At 47.0% G+C, this 18,004-nt stretch carries 17 protein-coding genes and 2 pseudogenes; 10 read left to right on the top strand and 9 right to left on the bottom strand.

Going from position 1 to position 18,004, the window contains the following annotated elements:
• Positions 1-4: 4 nt before the first annotated feature.
• Both sufB and ACQ76X_RS05755 read left to right on the top strand, forming a co-directional pair.
• A complete protein-coding gene (sufB, locus tag ACQ76X_RS05760; RefSeq protein WP_438492211.1) occupies positions 5-1,402 on the top strand; it encodes a Fe-S cluster assembly protein SufB in 1,398 nt (465 codons plus the stop codon).
• 321 nt (positions 1,403-1,723) lie between these two features.
• Complete coding sequence (locus ACQ76X_RS05755; protein WP_014278053.1) at positions 1,724-1,963, top strand: NifU family protein; 240 nt, start codon at positions 1,724-1,726, stop codon at positions 1,961-1,963.
• Positions 1,964-2,067: 104 nt separating this feature from the next.
• Here the strand turns inward: ACQ76X_RS05755 and ACQ76X_RS05750 are convergent.
• The 5 genes and pseudogenes from ACQ76X_RS05750 to ACQ76X_RS05730 form a co-directional block, all read right to left on the bottom strand.
• Positions 2,068-2,340: pseudogene (locus tag ACQ76X_RS05750) on the bottom strand (transposase); the annotation flags it as partial.
• Positions 2,341-2,535: 195 nt separating this feature from the next.
• Positions 2,536-3,123, bottom strand: a complete 588-nt coding sequence (locus tag ACQ76X_RS05745; RefSeq protein WP_438492209.1) for an SMI1/KNR4 family protein — start codon at positions 3,121-3,123, stop codon at positions 2,536-2,538.
• 190 nt (positions 3,124-3,313) lie between these two features.
• A pseudogene (locus tag ACQ76X_RS05740) lies at positions 3,314-3,499 on the bottom strand (IS1595 family transposase); the annotation flags it as partial.
• The gene (locus ACQ76X_RS05735; protein ID WP_342436645.1) at positions 3,474-3,629 is read right to left on the bottom strand and encodes a type I restriction endonuclease; all 156 of its coding nucleotides are present in this window, start codon (positions 3,627-3,629) and stop codon (positions 3,474-3,476) included. The gene ACQ76X_RS05735 and the pseudogene ACQ76X_RS05740, both read right to left, overlap by 26 nt.
• A gap of 218 nt (positions 3,630-3,847) precedes the next feature.
• Positions 3,848-4,738 carry a LysR family transcriptional regulator gene (locus tag ACQ76X_RS05730; RefSeq protein ID WP_438492208.1) on the bottom strand — a complete coding sequence of 297 codons (891 nt, stop codon included), beginning with the start codon at positions 4,736-4,738 and terminating at the stop codon, positions 3,848-3,850.
• A 115-nt stretch (positions 4,739-4,853) separates the two neighbouring features.
• Between ACQ76X_RS05730 and ACQ76X_RS05725 the strand changes: the two genes are divergently transcribed.
• Together ACQ76X_RS05725 and ACQ76X_RS05720 are read left to right on the top strand one after the other, a co-directional pair.
• On the top strand, positions 4,854-5,309 hold the full coding sequence (locus tag ACQ76X_RS05725; RefSeq protein WP_438492206.1) for a DMT family transporter: 456 nt from the start codon (positions 4,854-4,856) through the stop codon (positions 5,307-5,309).
• 33 nt (positions 5,310-5,342) lie between these two features.
• Positions 5,343-5,657, top strand: coding sequence for a MazG nucleotide pyrophosphohydrolase domain-containing protein (locus tag ACQ76X_RS05720; RefSeq protein ID WP_438492205.1), 315 nt, complete (start codon positions 5,343-5,345; stop codon positions 5,655-5,657).
• 496 nt (positions 5,658-6,153) lie between these two features.
• Here the strand turns inward: ACQ76X_RS05720 and glpK are convergent, their stop codons facing one another.
• The 4 genes from glpK to ACQ76X_RS05700 are packed head-to-tail and all read right to left on the bottom strand — an operon-like array spanning position 6,154 to position 10,955.
• Entirely contained in the window at positions 6,154-7,653 is a 1,500-nt protein-coding gene (gene glpK, locus ACQ76X_RS05715) for a glycerol kinase GlpK (protein WP_438492203.1), read from the bottom strand.
• 12 nt (positions 7,654-7,665) lie between these two features.
• Positions 7,666-8,601, bottom strand: a complete 936-nt coding sequence (locus ACQ76X_RS05710; protein ID WP_038595278.1) for a transketolase family protein — start codon at positions 8,599-8,601, stop codon at positions 7,666-7,668.
• A gap of 5 nt (positions 8,602-8,606) precedes the next feature.
• The gene (locus ACQ76X_RS05705) at positions 8,607-9,449 is read right to left on the bottom strand and encodes a transketolase (protein ID WP_438492201.1); all 843 of its coding nucleotides are present in this window, start codon (positions 9,447-9,449) and stop codon (positions 8,607-8,609) included.
• Between the two features lie 42 nt (positions 9,450-9,491).
• On the bottom strand, positions 9,492-10,955 hold the full coding sequence (locus ACQ76X_RS05700) for an L-fucose/L-arabinose isomerase family protein (RefSeq protein WP_340897028.1): 1,464 nt from the start codon (positions 10,953-10,955) through the stop codon (positions 9,492-9,494).
• 303 nt (positions 10,956-11,258) lie between these two features.
• Here ACQ76X_RS05700 and ACQ76X_RS05695 point away from each other — a divergent pair, with 303 nt between their 5' ends.
• The 6 genes from ACQ76X_RS05695 to ACQ76X_RS05670 all read left to right on the top strand — a co-directional run bounded on the left by ACQ76X_RS05695 (position 11,259) and on the right by ACQ76X_RS05670 (position 18,004).
• Positions 11,259-12,338, top strand: coding sequence for a LacI family DNA-binding transcriptional regulator (locus ACQ76X_RS05695; RefSeq protein WP_340897029.1), 1,080 nt, complete (start codon positions 11,259-11,261; stop codon positions 12,336-12,338).
• Positions 12,339-12,374: 36 nt separating this feature from the next.
• On the top strand, positions 12,375-14,324 hold the full coding sequence (locus ACQ76X_RS05690; RefSeq protein WP_438492199.1) for a BglG family transcription antiterminator: 1,950 nt from the start codon (positions 12,375-12,377) through the stop codon (positions 14,322-14,324).
• 213 nt (positions 14,325-14,537) lie between these two features.
• Entirely contained in the window at positions 14,538-14,897 is a 360-nt protein-coding gene (locus ACQ76X_RS05685; RefSeq protein ID WP_438492197.1) for a PTS lactose/cellobiose transporter subunit IIA, read from the top strand.
• Positions 14,894-15,193 (top strand): PTS sugar transporter subunit IIB, encoded by a 300-nt coding sequence (locus ACQ76X_RS05680; protein WP_076109937.1) that lies wholly within the window; start codon positions 14,894-14,896, stop codon positions 15,191-15,193. Before ACQ76X_RS05685 ends, ACQ76X_RS05680 begins: the two co-directional genes overlap by 4 nt.
• 137 nt (positions 15,194-15,330) lie before the next feature.
• Positions 15,331-16,635 carry a PTS sugar transporter subunit IIC gene (locus tag ACQ76X_RS05675; RefSeq protein WP_438492195.1) on the top strand — a complete coding sequence of 435 codons (1,305 nt, stop codon included), beginning with the start codon at positions 15,331-15,333 and terminating at the stop codon, positions 16,633-16,635.
• 73 nt (positions 16,636-16,708) lie between these two features.
• A complete protein-coding gene (locus ACQ76X_RS05670) occupies positions 16,709-18,004 on the top strand; it encodes an apiosidase-like domain-containing protein (RefSeq protein WP_438492193.1) in 1,296 nt (431 codons plus the stop codon).

Raw genomic sequence — 18,004 nt, 5'->3', positions numbered from 1 at the left:
AACAATGGCTAAAAAAGCGCCGGATATGGGTGAATATAAATATGGGTTTCGCGATGAGCACCAGTCTATTTTTCAATCTGGAAAAGGTCTGACTGAAGAGATTGTCCGAGAAATTTCCCGGATTAAGGAAGAGCCGGAGTGGATGCTCGATTTTCGGCTGAAAGCTTTGAAGCAATTCTACAAAATGCCGATGCCTCAATGGGGAGCGGATTTGTCCGGACTAAATCTTGATAACATCCAATATTACGTTCGCCCTTCCGAAAAACAGGGAAAGACCTGGGAGGAGGTTCCCTCCGAGATCAGAGCAACCTTTGACAAGCTAGGGATTCCTGAAGCGGAGCAAAAGTTTCTGGCAGGCGTATCCGCTCAATACGAGTCGGAAGTAGTCTATCACAGTATGCGGAAGGAACTGGAGGATCAGGGCGTTGTTTTCCTTGATACGGATACTGCTTTAAAGCAATATCCTGAAGTGTTCAAGCAACATTTTGGAACGATCATCCCTCCCGCCGACAATAAATTTGCGGCGCTTAACAGTGCGGTTTGGTCAGGCGGCAGCTTTGTATACATTCCGAGGGGCGTTCAATGTGAGGTTCCTATACAAGGGTATTTCCGTATTAATTCTGAAAATATGGGCCAATTCGAGCGGACATTAATTATTGCCGAAGAGGGCAGCTTTGTCCATTATGTTGAAGGATGTACAGCACCTATTTATAGTACCAGTTCTCTGCATAGCGGAGTTATTGAAATTATTTGCCGGAAAGATTCCCGTGTCCGTTACACGACAATCCAGAATTGGGCTCCTAATATCTACAACTTGGTAACCCAAAGGGCTGTGGCAGAGGAAAATGCCACAATGGAATGGGTGGACGGCAACATCGGCTCCAAGGTAACCATGAAGTATCCGGCTGTAATATTGAAAGGACGGGGAGCCAAGGGGTCCATCCTGTCTATTGCCGTAGCCGGTAAAGATCAGCATCAAGATGCCGGCGCGAAAGTAATTCACCTTGCTCCCGAGACAACATCTACGATTATATCCAAATCCATCAGCAAGCAGGGTGGCAAAGTAAACTACCGGGGATTGTCAAGCTTCAGCCGCAATTCCGCAGGATCCAAGTCCAATATTAAGTGTGATACGTTGATTTTGGACAACCTGTCAACATCAGATACGATTCCGTACAATGAAATTAAAAACGATCAGATTACTTTGGAGCACGAGGCAACAGTATCCAAAGTGTCCGAGGAACAATTGTTTTACTTAATGAGCCGCGGGCTTACAGAACAAGATGCCACACAAATGATTGTAATGGGCTTTATTGAGCCGTTTACCAAAGAATTGCCGATGGAATATGCCGTTGAAATGAATCGGCTGATTCAATTTGAAATGGAAGGAAGCATCGGTTGATTCAATAATTTAATAGATCAAACCTTTATCACTCTTTAAAGAAGTACGAGGTGTTAGTAATGAAGAAAAATAATTCGGACAATTCAGAACTAGCTCAAATTACCCGAGAGATACGGAAACTTCAGTTCTACTTCAATATGCTGTCAGGATTGAGCGCTAGTTGTGGTGTGATGATACCTTTAGACTCTATTTATACGCTTATAAGGGAACTTTCGGCTCAAGAGGCCAGTCTTAGGCAAAAAGCAAAGGATCACTCAGACTATCTAGGGTGAAAAAAGGCTTGAATTGACTGTTGGTAAAACAATGAGAGGAGCTGGCATAATGGAGGAGAATGGAATTTTATTCGATGAAGTATCGGAAGTGCTTCTCAAACTACGTCCTTTCTTACTGCGTGACGGTGGAGATGCTGAACTGGTTGAGGTTGAGAACGGGATAGCCAAATTAAGATTTTTGGGAGCTTGCAACGGTTGCCCAAGCGCTACGATTACGTTAAAGGCCGCTATTGAGCGCGCAATTCTTGAGGAAATCGAAGATATTAAAGAAGTTGTACAAGTATTCTAAAGCCTTTTGAGATAAACGCTCTACAGAATTAGCAAAGAGGCTGTTATACAAATCCGCATAGAAGGTGTCGTCGGAAAGGAACTCTTCATGGGTTCCTTTTTTCAATAATCATTAATGCAATTGTGACGACCTTCCACCGTTGCGTTTGTCCATCGGCATTGATGGTAGTTTACGATTTCTATGTTCCAATTGCGCATCGTCTTTAAGGTGCTACGAACAGCAGGATGATCCATCTTCTCGCCTTGCTTACACCAACGCTCAAAACCCAGTTTGGCAGCACTAAAGCTCGGCGAACAGTCATACCAGGTCGAGAATGCTTCCTTCCATTCCCAGGCGCTACGAAGTAGTGGGGAGAAGGTTAGCAGTATCTCCAGTCTCCTTACAACAATACAGGAGTAACAGATGTTTTTCCATTTTCATCCTTCGGTCACTTCGTCAAGCACTGATTACGGCTTTGAGCCCTGTTCGTAAGAATTGTTGCTAACAGCTTGATAAAAAAGAGACAGCGAAAAAGCTGTCTGTTTTATTCAACTAACACCAGTTTAAGTGCAACTCTCTACAAACTATCGAGGTTACTCTTCTTCGTCTAGAAAAACAAAACCACCGTCAAGAAGCTCCTGTAAATACTCATCAAAGCTCTTCGCAATCACTTCATATTGGTCAGGGTCGTGCAAAAAGCGAACTATTTGACCGCATACACCTTCATCAGAAGGGTTAAAATCAATATAAAGTCTTGATGTTCCACCATTGTTCATACAGTCTGAAAAATGAATATACCTCCCTGGAAGAAGTCCCTCTGGATTTATCTTAGGGTCAACGGCATCCTCGTCATCTTGGTATTCTAAGAGATAGGAGATGTCTTCTTCTTCTTTTGAACTTTCGAGCATCTGTTGGGTAGACAGTAAATAATACGGATATTTGCCTTCTTCAACATCTGAGCCAAGAATACAAACCGCAATTTCTTTTTCTCCATATTTCCTCCAATATGTACCATCAATATTTTCAAGTAAAGAGATTAGTGATTCTGGACAATTTGGATATTCTGACCTTAATGTATCAATATCTTCTTTTGTAGCACCGCACGATGTATTTAGTGCCTCAAGTTCATCTGTTGGTAATGCTGCTCTCAAGCCATTTAAAAATTTGTTTACCAAATCCATTATTTTGTCCTCCCAATAATAAAATATAAAGCAAATATAAACAGATAAAGCCAATGTACTTATTGGTAGGATAAATCCTCCCCCTACAATATGTCCGTACATATTAAAATCAGTTTATCATTTTCTCTCTAATTTTTGTGGAAAATGAAAGATCCTTCTAGAGCTAACTTAGCTTCCATAGTGAATTACATCAGTTTAAATTTCTAATATCAATTACAGTTGTGAAGTTTGCTTTTTTACAGGCGTTCAATAACATTTCATTCGTATTTTCTTTTAAGGGAAATTTTTTATTTAATTCTAAGAAACAATGCCAAATCAAATAACCGTTTAGGTATTTTGTTGCTACACCATTAAATCGTTCCATCCATTCTTTTATAGTGAAAAAGATGCTCATAGCTTTTTTGGTAGCGCAGCATCTGCTTGACGGCTTTGCCGATCTGTTCATCAATGGAAACCATTGGGCTTTTGCATTCGATTACTACAAGTGGAAGACCATTAACAAACACAAACTTATCCAGATAGATATACTCTTCGTAATCGGTGTATTGATTGCCATCATAAGCAGAGAATATGCAATCATTTTGTTTTAATTGCAGGACAATTTATAAAAGACAGGATAAAAGTAATTATCATCAATGAGAAATTGGGGTATTAAAAATCCGCGATGCTCTTTTGCAAAAGAGTATCGCGGATTTTTATTTTCCCCTTTATTTTTTGAACATGACTACTGTGCATCAAAAATATTAATAAATTTTTGTGTAGCTGTTGACAAAGGCATCCCTTTTTTTGTAGCTATTCCCAGACTTCTTGAGGGTATCTTTTCCGCAATCACTAACTCATATAACTGTTTGCTTTTCAATTCTTTTTGAACATAATCCTTCATAATGCAAGCAATCCCTAATCCCTTAATGGCGAATTCTACCATCAAATCCATGTTGCTAAGTTCGATTTGTGGGTCTATAGCGATTCCGTGAGAACGGAAATATTCATCAATATATTCTCGTGTACTCCCACCCTGTTGAAGGAGGATAATAGGGTAGTTTTCTGTTAGCTTTTGAATGGATAAAGATTCCTCACAAAGATGTTTATACTTTTCGCCTACAACGAAACAGTCCTTCATTTGTAAGGTTTTGATAATATCAAGATTACTTTCATCCGTATTGTAGAGATTCAAAATACCGATATCAATTTCGCCTACGTTTAATAGCCTCGCTATTTCATGACTTGAATCATCTTTTATATACATTTTGATATTTGGGTATTCACGATTATATTGGCTGATATATTGTAATAAATCGTATTTGCATACTGCACTGCATACTGATATCCGTAATTGTCCCGCCTGCATCTGCTTCAGTTCAGAAAACTTCCGCTCGGCTGTCAGCATCAGACCATAACCCTGCTCGATGTACTGAAACATAATTTCTCCCTCAACGGTCAGTGAAACACCTTTTGCATTTCTATAAAATAACCGCCCCCCAAGTTTTTCCTCTAACTGCTTTATGGATTGACTTATTGCGGGCTGAGAGCTAAATAACTCCTTCGCAGCTTTAGAGATGCTTCCCAATTTTGCAGTCGTATAAAAAATTTTATAAAGCTCTAAATTAATAGACATATAAGAATTCAGTATACCTCCTATCCAAAAATCGTATTTCACTTATATCTATTTATTCAATATAATGAGCTGAAAGAATGTAGTCAATGACTTATCCGCAAGGGAGGCGACAAATATGTCACTACTGTATTATCTGCTTTCATTTTTATCGGGGATTTCTCTAACCTTACAGGTTGGAATAAATGGACAGCTTCGCTCAAAAGTCGGAAGTCCAATTCTCTCCTCATTCATTAGTTTTGCTGTAGGGGCATTGGGTCTTGCTCTTGTATTTTGCTATACTTTAGCAAACGGTACCTATACAATGTCGGGTGAAAATACGATTAAGAGTGTCCGTTGGTGGATGTTAGCAGGTGGTCTATTTGGTGCGTTTTATATTTTCACAACAATATTTGTTTCTCCTAAAATCGGATTTGCCAATATGTTCAGCCTGGTAATCTGTGGTCAAATCATTCTTGCCATTATATTTGACCATTTCGGTCTTTTAGGAAATGATGTTCACCTAATAAACCCTTATAGAATTGTGGGTGTAGTTTTACTTGTGTCGGGCGTGTACATCATACAAAAGCATTGAATGAATTGTATCTTACATATTGGAGGGTCATCATTGGACATTACTGATTTTCAAGAGTGGGTAAAACAGTATTATCAAGACAGAGGCTGGTCGGATTTGGATATATTCATTCGTTTTGGCTTTTTAGCCGAAGAAACGGGTGAGGTTGCAAGAGCTATCCGGGCACTTGAAATCGGCAGAGATCGGCCTGATGAGAGCAGAGGATCATTTGAAGAAAATAAAAGCCAATTAACGGAAGAACTTGGGGATGTGCTTGGAAATCTTATTGTTATCGCAAACAAGTATGATATTTCATTAGAGGAAATATTCCACTCCCATAAGAAAAAGCTAGCCCAAAGGTATTCATGAGCATCGTCGATAGATAAAGAAAGCTCCGAGGCTTTAGGCTATGAGCTTGCTGAACGTAACATTACCTTGATTACAGCCTGGGAGAGAACTAAGAGAAGATCGCATGACTCTCATGTAGTATTGAGGGCGTGCGATCTTTTTTATTAAAAGATCAGAACATCGCTCATTGTTCAGATTTGCAGTTTTTTCTTCCTCAAAGAAAGCAGTCAAAAAGCCTGCACAATTGCAGGCTTTCTTAAATTGGGCAACATATATGGGCAGCGCCAGAACCATGAGAATTTATGTTGGAATTCAACTTTGGAATCCAGGCATTAATGTTTACCGGCTTCGGCCATCTATTCTATTAATGGTATGCCAGCCACCTTATACATCGTGAGTTGTAGACATTTTCCGGGTGGTTTGAATCTCCACATTGGGGTCACAAAGCCGATCAAACCAGAAATTAAGTGATGCTGCACCATAATGATGCGTCATTCTGAGGCTCAAATGGACTCTATTAAATCCGCTGCACCACGGACTGGACAGCCCGCTGCCAGCCTGTGTAATTATTTTGTCGGGTAGCGTCATCTAGCTTGGGTTCGTACGTCTCGTACAGCGTAAGCTGGGCTGCAAGCTGCTCCGGGTCGGACCAAACACCTGTGCCGAGCCCCCCGAGATATACCGAGCCCATGGCCGACAGTTCAGCGCAGGTCGACCGAGCCACCACGTTGCCCAGGATATCGGCTTGAAATTGCATGAGCCAGACATTGGATGAAGCTCCGCCGTCGGTCCGCAGACCGAGCAGTTGAATGCCGGACTGCTGCTCCATGAATTCCACCGCGTCCCTGACTTGGTAGGCAATGCTCTCCAGAGCAGCCCGGACAATATGGGCTTTGGTGGTTCCGCGGTTCATGCCGGTAATAGCCGCCCGGGCGTAAGGATCCCAATAGGGTGCACCCATTCCGACAAAAGCAGGCACAAGATAAACGCCGTCGTTCGCGGGAACACTTTCGACCAATTCCTGCATTTCCTCTAAGGTAGAGAAAAGCCCTAAATTATCCTGCGTCCATTTGATGCTATCACCTGTTGTCCGGATGATGGCTTCAAGCGCGTACGTCACCTTTCCCCCCGCCCCCCAGGCGACAGCAGTTACAAGACCGTCACCGCCATCGATCGGGGTGTCGCCTATATTCATCAACACAGAGGTGCCGGTACCAAAGGTGGCCTTGGCACTCCCGGGCTTAAAGCAGAGATGGCCATACAATGCGCCCTGGGAATCCCCGATTACACCTGAGATCGGGACTCTTTCATTAAAAAGGCTACTGTCCGCCGTATATCCGAATATGGCATCGGACGGCTTAACCTCAGGCAGCAGGGAAGGGGGGACATCGAAAATCCGGAGAAGCTCTTCGTCCCATTCCAAGGTATGGATATTGAACAGCGAGGTGCGGCTGGCGTTCGTATAGTCGGTAGCATGTGTGCTGCCGCCGGTCAACTTCCAGATCAGCCAGCTGTCTATGGTTCCTGCGAGCAGCTTTCCTTCGGCCAGTAGTTCTGCTGCTCCTTTTGCATGCCTAATGATCCAGCTCCATTTGGTGGCGGAGAAATAAGGGTCGAGCATAAGTCCTGTTTTGGCACGGATGTTGCTTTCGTGACCCGCTTGCTTCAGCCCGGCGCATAGGTCCGCAGTACGCTGGCATTGCCAGACGATGGCATTATATACCGGCTGACCGGTTGTCTTATCCCACATCAGCGCAGTTTCCCGCTGGTTCGTGAGGGTCAGGGCAGCCAGCTCCGCTGGGTGGATGCCGGTTTGCTCCAGCACGCTGCGGGCCACCTTAATGACATTATTATAAATTTCGAGAGGGTCATGCTCTACCCAGCCGGGCTGGGGGAAATGCTGTTTATGCGCCATTCCGCTGCGGGCGATGACTGCTCCTTCAGAGTTTACTAAGAGTGCTTTGGTGCCTGAAGTGCTCTGGTCAATGGCCAAGATATATTTCTGATTGTGGTCCATATGCTTCGCCCTTTACTTGTTGATCAATTCGAGTGCGATTTGCTTGATATTGTCGCCCGTAAGGCCGTAGTGGCGGAAGACCTCCGCTGTTTTGCCGGCAATGGCCGGCTCATCCGGGATGCCGAGCACCTTCATCGGAACGGGATGATGCTGTACGACAACCTCCGCCACGGCAGCGCCAAGACCGCCGTAAATGCTGTGCTCTTCAACTGTAATAATGCGTCCGGTCTCCCGTGCCGCAGCAATTATGGCTTCTTCGTCCAAGGGTTTAATTGTATGCATGTTGATGACCCGTGCGGATACGCCATTTTCGGAAAGAGCCTTGGCGGCATCGAGGGCAACACGTACGGTTTCACCGGCGGCAATGATCGTAATATCGGAACCTTCCTGTACAATTACAGCCTTACCTATTTCAAACGGGTAATCGTCGGATTCGTATACGTCCTCGACCGGGTTGCGTCCGATCCGCACATATACGCCGCCGTCATATTTAACCAGCGCTTCGGTCAGCTTCTTCGTTTCGTGGCGGTCGGCAGGAAGCACAATCGCCAGTCCCGGAATGGCGCGGGCCACCGCGATGTCCTGTACGGAGTGATGGGACATGCCAAGCGCACCGTAGCTTACACCGCCGCTGATCCCGATCAGCTTCACATTGGTCCGCGAATAAGCGACGTCAACCTTGATTTGCTCAATGCTGCGCATGCTCAGGAAGCAGGCAGGTGAAGTGACAAAAGGTTTCTTGCCGCTGTGGGCCAAGCCGGCGGACATGCCTACAATGTTCTGTTCTGCAATACCCACTTCGACGAATTGCTCCGGAAATGTATTGGCGAAAGGAGCCATCGCGGCAGAACCGCGTGAATCACTGGCTAGTACCATAATATCCCGGTCGTCTTTGGCCAATTCCAGCAGTGTGTCACAGATGACTTGGCGGTTAGGAATCTTGTTCATTGTTATTACACCTGCCCTTTCTGTGTCAATTCCTCAATGGACGTGCTCAGCTCAGTCAGGGCCAGCGCCAGTTCCTCATCGTTTGGCACATGGTGGTGCCAGGCGGGAACATTCTCGGCGAAGGATACACCCTTTCCCTTGGTCGTATTGGCCATAATCAGCGTTGGTTTGCCGGGTACTTCCGGTACGGCGCGGAATGCCTGCAGCAGTTCTTCCATATCGTTGCCGTTGATGGAAACAACGTTCCAGCCGAAGGCAGCCCATTTCTCGTCCAGCGGGTCGAGGCCCATGACCTCTTCGGTAGTTCCGCTGATTTGAAGCCGGTTGCGGTCGATAATGCCGACCAGATTATCCAGTTTATAATGGGCGCCTGCCATGGCGGCTTCCCAGTTGGAGCCTTCGGCCTGCTCGCCGTCTCCCATCAGACAGAACACACGGTAAGACCGCCCGTCCCGCTTGGCCGCCAGTGCCATGCCGACGGAGATGGGCAGACCATGGCCGAGCGCGCCGGTATTCATCTCGATGCCGGGAACCTTGTTGTTCGGGTGGCCGATGAGGCGGGTGCCGAACTGGCTGTAGGTTTCCAGTTCTTCTCTGGGGAAGAAACCGCGGTCAGCCAGAACACACCATAGTGATTCTACAGAATGGCCTTTGCTGGCAATGAAGCGGTCACGGTCTTCCCATTTCGAATTAGCGGGATCAATATTCATAATTTCAAAATATAAAGCCGTTAAAATGTCCGTGTTACTCAAAGATCCCCCAGTATGACCCGTTTTGGCGCGGTGAATAATAGTCAGCAGATCCATCCGGATTTGTGCGGCCTTGACTTTCAGTTCCTGGATTTCCATAATATCCTCCTCTTATAGATGTTAATAGAGCAGATCTTTTCTTTACATGTGAAGATTTGACTGTTTAGTGCGGGCAAGATCCGAACCCCTGAGCCAGCTTTGGATTTCCTGTTCTGTAGGGTCTACAGGGTCCGGCGTCAGGCCGGGGATATAATTGCAGGCCTCATATATGGCCGGAATAACATTGGCATGGATGCCTACGGAATGATGAACATAAGGACCTTTGACGAGCTTTTCTTCCCACAGTGGCCAGTCATTCACTTCCACCCATACATAGGAGCCGCGGGTATAAGGGCCTTCGATGCCACGGGCTTTGCCCAGGAACATCGAGTATTCACCCTGGTCGCCGTCGAACCGGGCAATGGTCATGCCGCCACCGCGAATTTCACCTTCATGGGTTCCTGGAGCATGGTCGTCAAAGAGGAAATGCTTACGCAGCTTCGGCTTCTGCTCCACAGAAAGCGAGACAGGGAAATTGCCGCAATGGAAAAGCAGCTCCCCGTTGTCGTTTTCGGGGTGTCGGATGGTAATGTCCGCAAAAAAGGTTGGCAATTCATTCATGGCGGCAGCCTGCACCATAATGGAAGTAATGGCTCCATGGATGTCCGTTTCACAGGTGACTGGAATTTGTTCATCCGTCAGGATTGCATTGGCCAGACAGGGCATGATCGACAGGGCCTCCTGCAGCGAAGACCAGCACTGGATAGCGATAGCACTGCTTCCCGTCTCGCGGGCAAAGGACTTCATGGCAACCTTTAAAGCGGCGATTCGCCTTACATCATCCTCGGTCACTTCGCTGTAATCGAGCTTTTCTTTAATGTAATCCATCGTATCCAGCAGCTCGGCGCTGTTGCCGGCCGCAATTTTTCGGGTGCGGAGCTGAATATCAACAAGGGTAATCGGATGAATTTCAATGCCGAAGCGTTCAAGCAGCTCGCCCTCATTGCACATCATGGTCCAGAATGAAGCAGGACGCGGACCAATCTGGAGAATGCGCAGGCTCTTGAACTGGCGCACAACATTGGCTGCTGCGACGAAGTTGGTGAAGCCCCGCTCGAATACTGGATCATTCACCCAGCTGTTGGTTACATAAGTGAAGGGGACGTTGAATCTGCGCAGTACTTTGCCTGTGGCGAAAATACCGCATTGAGTATCGCGCAGGCGCATGCCGTCTGCAAGCGGCGCTTCATCCCGCGGCCCCCAGAGCAGAACGGGCTTGCCGAGCGCTTTGCCAACGCGGGCTACGGTGTCTTCGGTGCCGAAGTTACAATGCGGAAAAAATACGGCATCGACTTCTTCCTCTTTGAACCGCTTGGCAATCAGATCGGCATTAATATGGTCGTCGTACAGCAGCCCTTCCTCGTTTAGGCCTTCCAGGTCCACAATGTCAATATCCATTCCAAAGCTCTCAATTTGCTTGCGGATTTCTACTTTGTACTTGAATGCATCCTCAGCACTGAACGTAAAACGTCGTGTTGGGGCATAACCCAACTTTAACTTCTTCATCATCATTTCTCCTCGGTATGGAATATTTCAATCCTGCTGAAATGAAAACGACAACTAAACAATATTATTTAGTTTAGTTATTTTAACTTAATTTAATATATTTTTTATTACGACGCCATGTTAACATTGGAATTAAGCGGTGTCAATGAATAATTTAGTTTTGTTTAGTGATAATACCTAAACTTATAACTAAACAAAATGAACTTAATTCAGCTAAACATTGCATCGAATTCAGTTTCGGTGTACACTTCACGTATCACATTGTTGTGTTTGTTAACTTATTAGGAAATGGAGAATCAAGGCATGAAGATGGAAGATATCGCTAAACTGGCCAATGTATCCAAAGCAGCCGTTTCGTTGGCCTTCAGTGGCAAGCCGGGAATTGGCCCGGATACGCGAGAACGCATTCTCCAAGTAGCCTATGAAGCTGGATACAGCCCCAAGAGCAGGGAAGTAGCCGTTACAAAAGCAGATAAATCGTTGCTTTTTCTTGTATGTACAAATTCAGGGATTATCCTTGAAGAATATTATCAGCAGCCATTTTTTAAAGAATTGATTCATTTTATTGAAGAACGCTGCCGGCAGAAAGGATATGCCCTGATTTTTTCAACGTTAGATGTAGAATTTTTTCAGAGGGATATCCAGGTGGTAGCCGATGAGAAACGCAGTGTCGGAACCATAGTGCTGGGCACCAATTTGACCCGTGAACAAATCAGGGATATTCATGCCAAACTGCCGAATCTGATTGTGCTCGATACCTGCTTTGAGACGTTGCCTGTACAATTCATTCAAATTAATAATGTAATGGGTGCATATCAGGCCGGGGTCTATTTGTGCAACATTGGACATACCTCGATTGGCTATATCGCTTCCAATTTGCGAATTCACAATTTTGAGGAACGTAAACGCGGCTTTATGGCGGCGCTTTCTGAGCGGGGTCTGAGGGTACCCGAGGCAGCATATTTGTCCGTAGCGCCAACTATTCTTACTTCTCAGGATGAGCTGAAACGTCAGTTGACCACCTATCTGGAGAACGGGAACAGTATGCCTACGGCCTGGTTCTGCGAATGTGACTATATAGCTATCAGCGCCATGAAGACGATGAACGAGTTGGGCATCCGGGTACCGCAGCATACTTCGGTCATTGGCTTTGATAATATTAATGAATCGCTGGTTGTCACTCCGGAGTTGACAACTATTCACGTAGATAAAGAAAGAATGGCCAGTTTGGCAGTTGATCTGCTGACTGATACACTCTCGCAGGGCTCACAGGGGACAAGCAAAATTATAGTGGACACCATTTTGGTGGAACGGAATTCCTGCGCAGCTCCTGCCGGTTCCGGGCTTGCGGGACAAATGCCGGACAGCTCCGGGCTGGACTAAAATCGTATTGCATTTATAAGAACAGGGGGACCTTGAATGAATTCACGCATGGTTTCGATTTTACAGCATCTGCTGGCTGCGGACATTCCTGTCAAAAGCGAGCATCTGGCAAAATTGATCCAGGTTACTTCACGCACCGTACGCAGTGACATCAGAGAGCTGGATGAGTTCCTGGCCAAGCATGGAGCATCGGTTCAACCTGTTCGCTCAAGAGGGTATGAACTGAAGATTACAGACGACAGCAGCTTTCGTATGCTGCTGCAGCAATTGTTTATGAACAATGAACCGGAAGATTCGGGATCACCTGAATACCGGCAGCTTTATTTAATCAGGCGTCTCCTGCTTGCCGGAGCGTATTTGAAGCTTGAAGAGCTGGCAGATGAGCTCTATGTCAGCAAGTCCACTGTTCAGAACGATTTCAAAGAGGTCAAGCAGACGTTGCTTGCTTATGGGATTGGTATCGACAAGCGCCCGAACTATGGCATAAAGCTGAGAGGCGATGAAGTACGGTTGCGTTTGTGCATATCAGAATTTGTGGTGAACCGCTCGGATGAAGAGCGCGCCGGAGGAATACAGGATGCGGCTCGCATTGTCTCTCCCCGCGAGATGACGCTGATACGCAGCATTATTCTGGAACAGATTCAGAAGCTTGGCGTGAGCCTGTCGGATGTTGCCTTCAGCAATCTGTCTATTCATATTGCGATCGCCTGTAAGCGGATTCGTGACGGGAACCGGGTCGCGATGCTTGTGGATGAGAAGGAAGAATTCCGGGCCGCTGAGGAATTCCAGGCCGCTGAGCAGATTGTTGCGCTGATTGAACGAGAGCTGGACTTATCTTTTCCCGAAGATGAGGTTGCCTATATAGCCATGCATCTGGCCGGCAATAAGTGGTTTGCGGGGGTCACCGGGGAAGAGAAGGAAGATGCCGGTCCCGAGAAGCTGTTGGATCGCAGGATTTATGAGCTGGGGAAGGAAATCCTTGCTGAAATTGACAGGGACCTTAACTTGAGAATCAGCAGGGATCAAGAGCTGTTGATGGGCATTAGCCTTCATTTGAAGCCGGCGCTGAACCGTGTCAGATACGGGATGAGCATCCGCAATCCGATGCTTGAGCATGTGAAGAGCAACTATCCCCTGGCTTTTCAGGCAGGTGTCATCGGAGCCAAGCTAATTGAAAGTAAGCTCAATATGTTGATTCCCGAGACGGAAATGGGGTACCTGGCTATTCATATCGGTGCAGCCATGGAAAGACAGCAGATGGATATCAGGCCCAAACGTTGCCTGGTCGTATGCACTTCGGGTTTAGGCAGCGCGCGTCTGCTTTATTACAAGCTAAGGAGCAAATTCGGCGAGAGACTGGAGGTTGTGGGGACGACCGAGTTTTACAAGCTGCAGCAGGTCCCTTTGCACAACATTGATTTTGTAGTAAGCACAGTCCCCATCCCACAGCCGTTTTCTGTTCCGGTGGTTGTCGTGCAGACACTCCTGGGGGGTGGGGATATGGAGAACATTAATGCTTTGCTGAATGGCGAGAAGCCGTATTCCTTCCGCTACATTATGGAGGAACTCGTGTTTCTGAGACAGAGCTTTACCACGAAGGAAGAGATCATTACTTTCCTCGGGGACAAAATGTCTGAATTCGGGTTGATCCGCTCTTCCGAAGGTTTCATCGGCCTGGTTCTGGAACGGGAAAATGCAGCACCGACAGCCTATGGGAATTTGGTGGCCATTCCCCATCCCATCATTCCGCAAAGCAACCGCACGGTATGGGCCATCTGTACACTTAAGTCTCCGATTGACTGGTCCGGCCGGCCGGTGCAATTTATCTGCCTGCTCAGTATTGACAAGAGCGGCGAAGAACCCCAGGCGAAAATGTATCAGCATCTGATGGGCCTGGTCGACGATTCCGAGATTATCCAGCAAATGCTGAAATGCAAAACGTATGCGGAGTTTGCCAGAATTATTGTCAGACATAAACTGTATTGATGGACCAAGGATCTGTATGGTGTTTGACCGGGTTTTCGGTCAGGCAGCGGTGCAGATCCTTTTTATTGAATCTTGTATTCTGCTTTTGGTGTTGAATGCGTGCGGATGTAAGCATTTCCGCTTGTAGCGGAAAAGGATTACGTTTAGAAGTGAGTTGTAATCGTATACACTGATCTTGTAAGACAAAGAAATGAAATGTAAGAGGTGAACGCAATGGATGAGTATCAGGAAATTATTATGGGAATTATAACTAATTCGGGAATCGCCAAGAGCAAGGCTATGGAAGCTATTGCCCTTGCCCAGAAAGGCCATTCAGAGCAGGCAGCAGAATGCCTGGAGGAATGCAAGAAGGAGCTGGTGGGTGCGCATAAATCGCAAACAAGGCTGATCCAGCAGGAAGCGGGAGGAGTCGCACATGAAGTGACACTGTTGATGGTACATGCACAGGATCATCTGATGTCGGCAATTACGACAAAGGATTTGGCGGGACATATTGTGGAGCTATATAGCAGATTGAACCGCTATGAAGCGGCGGTTGTCCATAACACTACAATCAGGGAGGACTATGAATGAAACAAATTACTCTGGTATGCGCAGCGGGAATGTCTACAAGTATGCTGGTACAGAAAATGCAGAAGGCGGCCCAGGCCCAAAATGTTGAGGTAGAGATCAGGGCCACCTCCGAAAGCTCCTTCAAGGAGTATGCGGACAAGACGGATGTGCTGCTGATTGGACCGCAGGTCGGCTATCTGGAAGGTGATTTTAAAAGTAAATATGAACCTAAAGGCATTAAAGTGAGCGTAATCGACCGAATGGACTATGGCATGATGAACGGTGAGAAAGTGCTTGCCGATGCTTTAAGCCTGTGATCTTATAAGTACGATCTGAAGCAGCTGCGCGGATTCGCAAGAACAGCTTTTATTGGCAAGAATGTAATTTCATCAAATGGAAGCGTTATCTAGATGATGGTTATCAGATGAAATTCTAAAGCAGGAGTTGAACGGATATGGCAAATGAAAAAAAGCTATCCCACAAGCTGCAAAGATATGCAGGTAAAATTCAGCAAAACCGCTATATGAGCGCTATTTCGAATGGTCTGATGTCAACACTCCCTTTTCTGATTGTCGGGGCGTTCTCGACGCTGTTCTCTGCGCTTGCCTGGGAGCCTTATCAGAACTTTATTGCACCGGTAAAGGGAATTATCGGATTGGCATCAACCATGACTACGGGGGTTATCGCCCTGTATGCCGTATTCTTCATTGCTTACAGACTGGCGCAGGCCTTCGACAAGGACCCGTTGGTTCCCGCTGCGACTGCGCTGCTCTCGTTCCTTATCCTCACGCCGGTAGAGACCTTCGATAAGGTTCGGGCGCTGCCACTGCAATGGCTTGGCGCACAGGGTTTGTTTGTAGCCATGTTCGTCGGCTTGATCGCCTCGAGATTGTATATATGGATTGTTGACCGCAACTGGACCATTAAAATGCCGGAGGGAGTTCCGCCTACGGTCGTCAAAACCTTTTCGGGATTAATTCCGGCGATACTCGTAGCTGTTGTATTCGTAGTGATTTCGGGCCTGTTCATGCAGACCTCCTTCGTTACGGTTCATGAGTTTATTTATACCTATTTGCAAGTGCCGCTGGAAGGGCTGGGCGGATCACTGGGGGCCATGATTATCGCGCTGATCATTATGCAGGCACTCTGGATGTTCGGGATTCACGGAGCTATCGTGACTTTGGCTATCGTGAAGCCCATCTGGATGAGTCTGGATCTTGCGAACCTCGAAGCCTTTCAGGCCGGTGCACCGCTGCCGAACATTATCGGATTGGCGTTCTGGTACATTTTTGCTAATTATGCACCAATGCTCGGCTTCGCACTGTTGCTGGTCTTTCTCGCCAAGAGCAAGCAGCTCCGTACGATTGGGAAACTGGGCCTCCCGGGGACGTTCTTCTCGATACACGAGCCCCTGAACTTCGGCATACCGGTCGTTCTGAATCCGCTCCTGGCGGTTCCGTTTATCGCTTCCCCTATCGTTTGCGTGGTGCTTGGCTATTTTGCGACCACCATCGGCTTACTGCCTGCACCCATCGGGATTTATCCCGCATTCGGCACTCCGATCTTTGCGCTGGGGATCATCGAGGGCAGTTGGAGACTTGCAGTCGCGCAGCTTGTACTTATTCCAGTCTGTATGCTGATTTACTATCCGTTCTTTAGAACGCTCGACAGACAGGCGCTGAAGAGAGAACAAGATGCACAGGAAACCTCGGAGAAGGAAGAAGCGACCGGAGTCAATGCCGGAGCAGTCACCTCATAACCGGACAATAAACACGGAAAACGGCGAGTTCATCGCCGTTTTCTGTCATTACTCCAGAAAGAGGGAATATTGTATGATCAAGCTTGGCATAGCGGAGAACAAACGTTATTTCGTCAGCGAGGGGGCTCCGTTTTTCTACCTGGCGGATACGGTCTGGAGCGCATTTACCAATATCTCGCTGGAGGAATGGAGCTATTACCTGGACTACAGGAAGAGCCAGGGCTTTAATGTTCTGCAGATCAACTTACTGCGGCAGTGGGATGCCAGCGGCAGTGATTTGAATCAGGAGCCGTTTGCCCTGTGTGAAGACGGTACTTATGATTTTTATTCGCTAAAGGAAGAGTATTTCGCAAGAGCCGAGCAAATGGTGGAAATAGCGGTGGGCAAAGGGTTTGTGCCGGCGCTGGTCCTGCTCTGGTGCAATTATATTCCGGACACCTGGGCGTCCAGAATCCGGGAAGACAAAAAGATGCCGCTTGATGCAGTGGAACCATACGTGCGTTATGCAGCGGAACGCTTCTCCAAATACTACCCGATCTATGTCGTGAGCGGGGACACCGATTTTCCGTCCGATCGGGCGAACGAATATTACCGGACGGCACTTCATGTTGTGAAAAGGCATAGCCCGGAGTGCTTGACCACTCTGCATATTCAAGGAAGAACAGCGGCGGTGCCGGACGAGTTCATAAACGATCCCGACTTGGATTTCTACATGTACCAGTCCGGCCACAATTCGCAGTTTCAGCCTATGGCCTACACCTTAGCTATGGATTTCAGCAGCAAGCCGGTAACACGGCCGGTGTTGAACTCTGAGCCTTGCTACGAAATGATGGGGTACAGCCGCCAGGTGTACGGCCGGTTCAGCCGTGCCGATGTGCGCAAGGCTGCCTGGCAAAGTCTTTTATCCGGAGCGGCCGCCGGGGTAACCTACGGTGCGCACGGAATCTGGAGCTGGCACAAAAAAGGCAGGCGGTTCGGAGTTACCGGAGAAGGGTTTGACAGCCCCTATGATTGGCAGACCGCGCTTAAATTCGAGGGGGCTTGGGATTACGGATTTGCCAAATGGCTGTTTCAGATGTACGGGCTGACCGACTTGCAGCCGTGGGACATTGTGCTTAAGAACACGGAAGAGATCCGGGCAGCGGCAACCGCCAGCTTGTCCAAGGTCGCCATTTATGTTCCTGTCAATACAGTTCTGAGGTTAAATGCGGACCTTGGTGAATACGAGTTTACCATCATCGATCTTGAACACCGCAGATTTGCGGCAGCTGTAACAACTGTTAAAGAGAGAACGACAGTTATAGATATGCATGAATTCGTAAGCGATGTTCTTGTGATTGGTGTAAAAAAATCATATGAGGTGATCTAG

Source organism: Paenibacillus sp. IHBB 3054 (assembly GCF_051594305.1).
In the GTDB taxonomy this organism is placed as follows: Bacteria; Bacillota; Bacilli; order Paenibacillales; family Paenibacillaceae; genus Paenibacillus_AQ.
This window is presented reverse-complemented; position numbering and strand designations above follow the sequence as displayed.

Coding starts and splice junctions, on each gene's coding strand:
- ACQ76X_RS05685 (WP_438492197.1), top strand. CDS start 14,538: ATGGATGAGTATCAGGAAATTATTATGGGAATTATAACTAATTCGGGA.
- ACQ76X_RS05675 (WP_438492195.1), top strand. CDS start 15,331: ATGGCAAATGAAAAAAAGCTATCCCACAAGCTGCAAAGATATGCAGGT.
- ACQ76X_RS05700 (WP_340897028.1), bottom strand. CDS start 10,955: ATGAAGAAGTTAAAGTTGGGTTATGCCCCAACACGACGTTTTACGTTC.
- ACQ76X_RS05695 (WP_340897029.1), top strand. CDS start 11,259: ATGAAGATGGAAGATATCGCTAAACTGGCCAATGTATCCAAAGCAGCC.
- ACQ76X_RS05725 (WP_438492206.1), top strand. CDS start 4,854: ATGTCACTACTGTATTATCTGCTTTCATTTTTATCGGGGATTTCTCTA.
- ACQ76X_RS05745 (WP_438492209.1), bottom strand. CDS start 3,123: ATGGATTTGGTAAACAAATTTTTAAATGGCTTGAGAGCAGCATTACCA.
- ACQ76X_RS05705 (WP_438492201.1), bottom strand. CDS start 9,449: ATGGAAATCCAGGAACTGAAAGTCAAGGCCGCACAAATCCGGATGGAT.
- ACQ76X_RS05670 (WP_438492193.1), top strand. CDS start 16,709: ATGATCAAGCTTGGCATAGCGGAGAACAAACGTTATTTCGTCAGCGAG.
- ACQ76X_RS05710 (WP_038595278.1), bottom strand. CDS start 8,601: ATGAACAAGATTCCTAACCGCCAAGTCATCTGTGACACACTGCTGGAA.
- ACQ76X_RS05730 (WP_438492208.1), bottom strand. CDS start 4,738: ATGTCTATTAATTTAGAGCTTTATAAAATTTTTTATACGACTGCAAAA.
- sufB (WP_438492211.1), top strand. CDS start 5: ATGGCTAAAAAAGCGCCGGATATGGGTGAATATAAATATGGGTTTCGC.
- glpK (WP_438492203.1), bottom strand. CDS start 7,653: ATGGACCACAATCAGAAATATATCTTGGCCATTGACCAGAGCACTTCA.
- ACQ76X_RS05755 (WP_014278053.1), top strand. CDS start 1,724: ATGGAGGAGAATGGAATTTTATTCGATGAAGTATCGGAAGTGCTTCTC.
- ACQ76X_RS05680 (WP_076109937.1), top strand. CDS start 14,894: ATGAAACAAATTACTCTGGTATGCGCAGCGGGAATGTCTACAAGTATG.
- ACQ76X_RS05690 (WP_438492199.1), top strand. CDS start 12,375: ATGAATTCACGCATGGTTTCGATTTTACAGCATCTGCTGGCTGCGGAC.